Origin of the sequence: Limnospira sp. PMC 1279.21, from assembly GCF_032349615.1 — a bacterium.
Taxonomy (GTDB): Bacteria; Cyanobacteriota; Cyanobacteriia; order Cyanobacteriales; family Microcoleaceae; genus Limnospira; species Limnospira fusiformis.
In genome coordinates this window covers 1-5,084 of the sequence record NZ_JARPLU010000148.1, presented here as the reverse complement: position 1 = coordinate 5,084, position 5,084 = coordinate 1, and the positions used below count along the sequence as shown (strand labels likewise).

The following is a 5,084-nucleotide window of genomic DNA, read 5'->3' as shown; positions in this document are numbered from 1 at the left end:
CAGTTACGCCATCGCAATAGTTTCAGGTTGACCCCAAGGGTCTACCACAAAAACCTCTCCCCCCTATTCCCAATACATTTAGGCGATCGCAATAGTTTCAGGTTGACCCCAAGGGTCTACCACAAAAACCCTTAATCGAATTGGCGAACCGCGAAGATGAAACCCCCACCCGTCAAGTTTTACTGGACTATAGTATTGTGGCTTTAGAAATAGAGGAAATGGCAGATTATCTACAGGGTATGTATCACGCCGTTTCTCAATTGTCATGGCGATCGCTATAGCTACGGGAGGAATTGACATAGTTAGATTTTCCCGCTAGGTATCAAGACAATCGCGGGTATCAATACCTATAAAATCACCAAATTTCTACCTTATGATAGATACAAAATAGCCCATAATTTGTGATTCTAAATGATAGATAAACTTATTTTTTGTCTACAATTGCAGTTAATTTAATGGGTTTTTTGATGAAACGATTGTCTGATTTTATGAAGTCTCTGAGATTAGATCATTTGGTGACGGTGTTAATGGCGGTGACTTTACTATTGGTGACAGCAGCTTGTAGCAACACTGAAACTGCTAGTTACAATAATTCACAAGCGGATCAGTATCAGGAAGATGTAGCAGAAAACTTGAGTGATTTTCGTCAGGAACTTGAAGACCTAGCCGCAGAAGTACAGACTAAGGTGGAAGAGGCTGCGGGTGTAGTTAAGGAAGAAGGTGGAGATATGACTAAGGAAGCCAAGCGACAATTAGAAGATGCTGCTGATGTAGTTAAGCAGGAAGGTGGAGATATGACTAAGGAAGCCAAACGACAATTAGAAGATGCTACCGATGTGGTTAAGGAAAAGGTGGGAGAGGCTAAAAAGTCTGCACAACGGACTATTGAGGATGTTTCTGATGCGGCGGATAGCTAATATAGTGGGCTAAAATACTTATAGCCTAGTGAATCTGTTTGTCCGCCACTAAAACTCAATCACTTGTGATACAATTGGAGGGTGATGTAATTCTCTCCTTGTTTTCCAAGTTACTCCTCATTTATCCTCAAGTTAGGGTGAGTGAGGGGCTTTAATCTCTATAGGTTAATGATAAGTTAAAAAACGGTTAATAGTTTCCCAAACTTGGTCTATTAAGTTGGTACTATCAGCATCAAACCAGTGAATTTGAGGAATAGCCTTAAACCAGGTGTTTTGTCGTTTAGCAAATTGGCGAGTATGCAAAACTGTCAATTCTTTGGCGGTGGCGAGGGTAATATCGCCAGCTAGGTATTGGCTAATCTCTTGATAGCCTAAAGTTTTCAATAGGGGTAAATCTTGACCGTAGCGATCGCCTAAACGTTGCACTTCCGCCACCAAGCCAGATTCTATCATAGCCTCGGTGCGATCGCAGATGCGACGGGTGAGGGTAAGTGGGTCTTGACAGGTTAGACCCAACTGCAAAATCGGGTAATTAGGGGGGTTTTCTCCTTGTTGGGCTGAGATGGTTTGTCCCGTGACATAATAAACTTCTAAGCCTCTGAGGGTGCGTACAGCATCATTAGGGTGAATTTTTTGGGCGGCGACAGGATCAACTTGCTGTAAAAGGCTGTATGCGAAAGGTTGACCCAAAGCCGTGAGTTGCGATCGCAATTGGGGATGTGGTGGAACTCTGGGAATTTTCAAACCAGCGGCGATCGCCTTAATATATAACCCAGTTCCTCCCACCAGAAGTAAAGGCTTACCCCGTGGCGCTAATATATGGGATTGGCCAATTAACTGATTAGCCCGATCCTGATAATCTGCTAGAGTTAGGGTTTCCGTCGGATCGCAGATATCAATCAGATAATGGGGGACTTGTTCCCTTTCTGCTAAAGTAGGTTTAGCAGTTCCGATGTCAAACTCCCGGTATACTTGGCGTGAGTCCGCACTGAGAATCACCGTTTCCAGGCGTTTAGCCAAAGTTAACGCCAAACCCGATTTTCCCGTAGCCGTCGCGCCACAAACCACAATCACCCCAGTTGGAGGAGTGAAAAGTTGCTCATCGTCGATTGTATGATTGGTATATCCCATATCCAAACTTTAATTTAGCCTGCCCTAATCTCGTCTATAACCCTTTTGTGTTACAATTTTGGCTATATTTATCATTTTTGAAGCCCCTGGGCTTCAGCGCCATTATTGGAGCAGTTTTTAGATGACCAGCACGTACTCAGCAGACCAGATCCAAGTTCTTGAAGGTCTTGAAGCAGTCCGCAAACGTCCGGGGATGTATATTGGTTCTACCGGACCGCGCGGCCTTCACCACTTAGTTTATGAGGTTGTTGATAACTCCGTTGATGAGGCGTTAGCTGGCTATTGCACGCACATCGAAGTTGAGATCAACCCAGATAACTCCGTCAGAGTAACTGACGATGGTCGAGGTATCCCCATTGACACCCACTCCAAAACTGGCAGATCAGCCCTAGAAACCGTAATGACTGTTCTCCATGCAGGAGGAAAGTTCGGCGGCGGTGGCTATAAGGTATCAGGCGGCTTACACGGGGTGGGTATCTCCGTTGTGAACGCTCTATCAGAATGGGTGGAAGTAACAGTATTACGAGACCACAAACGATACGTTCAACGCTACGAGCGAGGGGTTCCGGTCACAGAAGTAAAGGAACACTCTAGCAAAGAAACCCAAACTGGAACTTCTGTCTGCTTTAAACCCGATACCAAGATTTTCACCACGGGGATAGAGTTTGAATATGATACCATTGCCAGCCGTTTAAGGGAACTGGCTTATCTGAATGCAGGAGTACGCATTACTCTCACCGATAACAGGCTGGAGTTACTCAAACGGGAAGAGGCTAAGGTTGAGAGTTACTGTTACGAGGGGGGCATTAAGGAATATGTTACCTACATGAACCGGGAAAAGCAGGCTCTCCACGAAGATACTATTTATGTGTCTGGTGAACGCAATAATGTTCAGGTGGAAGTGGCTCTACAGTGGTGTGTTGATGCCTACAGCGACACGATTTTGGGTTTTGCTAACAATATCCGCACCGTTGATGGTGGTACCCATTTGGAAGGGCTGAAAACTGTTCTGACTCGCACCATGAATGCGATCGCCCGTAAGCGTAATAAGATTAAGGATAATGAGCCTAACCTGGGGGGGGAAAATGTCCGGGAAGGTTTGACTGGGGTGATTTCTGTTAAGGTTCCTGACCCGGAATTTGAGGGACAAACCAAAACTAAGCTGGGAAATACCGAAGTTCGCGGAATTGTCGATTCCCTGGTCGGCGAGGTTCTGACTGAGTTTCTGGATTTTAACCCTAATGTGGCTGATGCCATTTTAGAGAAGGCTATTCAGGCTTTTAAGGCGGCGGAAGCAGCACGGCGCGCGCGGGATTTGGTGCGCCGCAAATCTGTGTTAGAATCTTCTCCGTTACCAGGAAAGTTGGCAGATTGTAGCAGCCGTGACCCGGAAGAGTCGGAAATCTTTTTGGTTGAGGGAGATAGTGCGGGTGGTAGCGCTAAACAAGGACGCGATCGCCGTACTCAGGCGATTTTACCCCTGCGTGGTAAGATTCTGAACATTGAGAAAACCGATGATGCGAAAATCTACAAAAATAATGAGATTCAATCACTAATTACCGCTTTGGGATTGGGTATTAAGGGGGAGGAGTTTGACCCGTCTCAGTTGCGCTATCACAAAGTGATCATTATGACTGATGCTGATGTTGATGGCGCTCATATTCGGACTTTGCTGTTAACCTTTTTCTATCGCTATCAGCGAGAGTTGGTTGATCAGGGTTTTATTTATATCGCCTGTCCGCCTCTTTATAAGGTGGAAAGGGGACGCAATCACTACTATTGCTATAATGAGCAACAATTGCAGCAACAATTGGCTGAGTTCCCCGATAATGCTAATTATACCATCCAACGGTTTAAAGGTTTGGGGGAAATGATGCCGAATCAACTCTGGGACACAACGATGAACCCGGAAACTCGCAGCATTAAACGGGTGGAAATTGAGGATGCGGCGGAGGCTGACCACATCTTTACCGTGTTAATGGGCGATCGGGTTGCGCCTCGTCGCCAGTTTATCGAGGATCATGCTCCTCGTTTGGATATCACTGATTTGGATATCTAATTTTCCCGCCGCCTGAGAACTGATGTGCTGAGTTTTTGAAAGCGATCGCATCAGTTCTTTCCAGTTCACCCGTGGGTTAGCTGCTATCAACCTACAAAAATAGGTTTTTCTTGCCTCCTGGTAACTGAGAACTAACTAGATAAAAATCATGGGGATAAATCCAATGAGTATCCATCGGGCCGTGAATCTGAATCCCCGTCATAACCCCATAATTAAACACGAAATTATCCACCGGAGATAACAACTTTTCTACATATTCTGAAATAATTTTACTAGCTAACTGAGTGATTTCTACTAGATTAGGTTTATCCCCATATTTAAGCGCCAAAATGATTTTTTGACGGATGATAGATTGCTCAATATCCTGCATATCGGTCATTAATTGCAGATAACCAGATTCTAACTCCTTAACAATTGCTTCTAAAGCACCACAAACATGGGAAGCCTTATCTATTCCCGACCGATAAACTTTGCCGATTTCTCCATGTTTAGAAATGGCAAAAGGTAGTTAATATTCATCAGTGTTAAAAATTATAGGTTTGGGGGAGTGCTAAGTCAATTTTTGGGATTATCGCTGTCTGAGTCTGTAGCAGAAATTTGGTTTTTTGTCAAGAGGGTAAATTTGGAAAGACCCTAAATTACTGAAAACTCGTGCATCGCCAGTTTTAAAATCTGGTCAGCAAATTATCAAGTGGGCGACGCAATGGTGGTTTTAGCCTCTATTTTTGGCATTAGACACAGTAGCCCCTTTGGTGCTATTTCTTATATGGTACTACAACCCCTATAATTTCGTCAACCTTTTGGCAGTAATTATCAATAAAATCGTAACAATTCTTAACAGTAATTAGGTAGCCCTCTGTAAGGAAGCCAATGGGAGTTAGATTAAAGAACTCATTTTTGGATCTTCCTTAAACCAGAGAGAGAGCATGATTTAATCTCAAATTAGGTTAATATTTTAGGGCAATATGGTATAAGAA

General features: G+C 44.1%; 5 protein-coding genes. 3 read left to right on the top strand and 2 right to left on the bottom strand.

Features of this window, described 5'->3' with window-relative positions; translation table 11 throughout:
- Positions 1 to 140 precede the first annotated feature (140 nt).
- Together P5683_RS18750 and P5683_RS18745 are read left to right on the top strand one after the other, a co-directional pair.
- A complete protein-coding gene (locus P5683_RS18750) occupies positions 141 to 281 on the top strand; it encodes a hypothetical protein (protein ID WP_006623557.1) in 141 nt (46 codons plus the stop codon).
- Positions 282 to 431: 150 nt separating this feature from the next.
- Positions 432 to 917: an apolipoprotein A1/A4/E family protein gene (locus P5683_RS18745; RefSeq protein WP_241081009.1), complete on the top strand. Its 486-nt coding sequence runs from the start codon at positions 432 to 434 to the stop codon at positions 915 to 917.
- 165 nt (positions 918 to 1,082) lie between these two features.
- Here the strand turns inward: P5683_RS18745 and miaA are convergent, their stop codons facing one another.
- Positions 1,083 to 2,048: a tRNA (adenosine(37)-N6)-dimethylallyltransferase MiaA gene (miaA, locus tag P5683_RS18740; RefSeq protein WP_006623559.1), complete on the bottom strand. Its 966-nt coding sequence runs from the start codon at positions 2,046 to 2,048 to the stop codon at positions 1,083 to 1,085.
- A 121-nt stretch (positions 2,049 to 2,169) separates the two neighbouring features.
- Here miaA and gyrB point away from each other — a divergent pair, with 121 nt between their 5' ends.
- On the top strand, positions 2,170 to 4,107 hold the full coding sequence (gene gyrB, locus P5683_RS18735; RefSeq protein WP_006623560.1) for a DNA topoisomerase (ATP-hydrolyzing) subunit B: 1,938 nt from the start codon (positions 2,170 to 2,172) through the stop codon (positions 4,105 to 4,107).
- 91 nt (positions 4,108 to 4,198) lie between these two features.
- On the opposite strand, the gene P5683_RS18730 is transcribed toward gyrB, so the two are convergent.
- Entirely contained in the window at positions 4,199 to 4,603 is a 405-nt protein-coding gene (locus P5683_RS18730) for a hypothetical protein (protein ID WP_315640864.1), read from the bottom strand.
- Between the last annotated feature and the right edge of the window lie 481 nt (positions 4,604 to 5,084).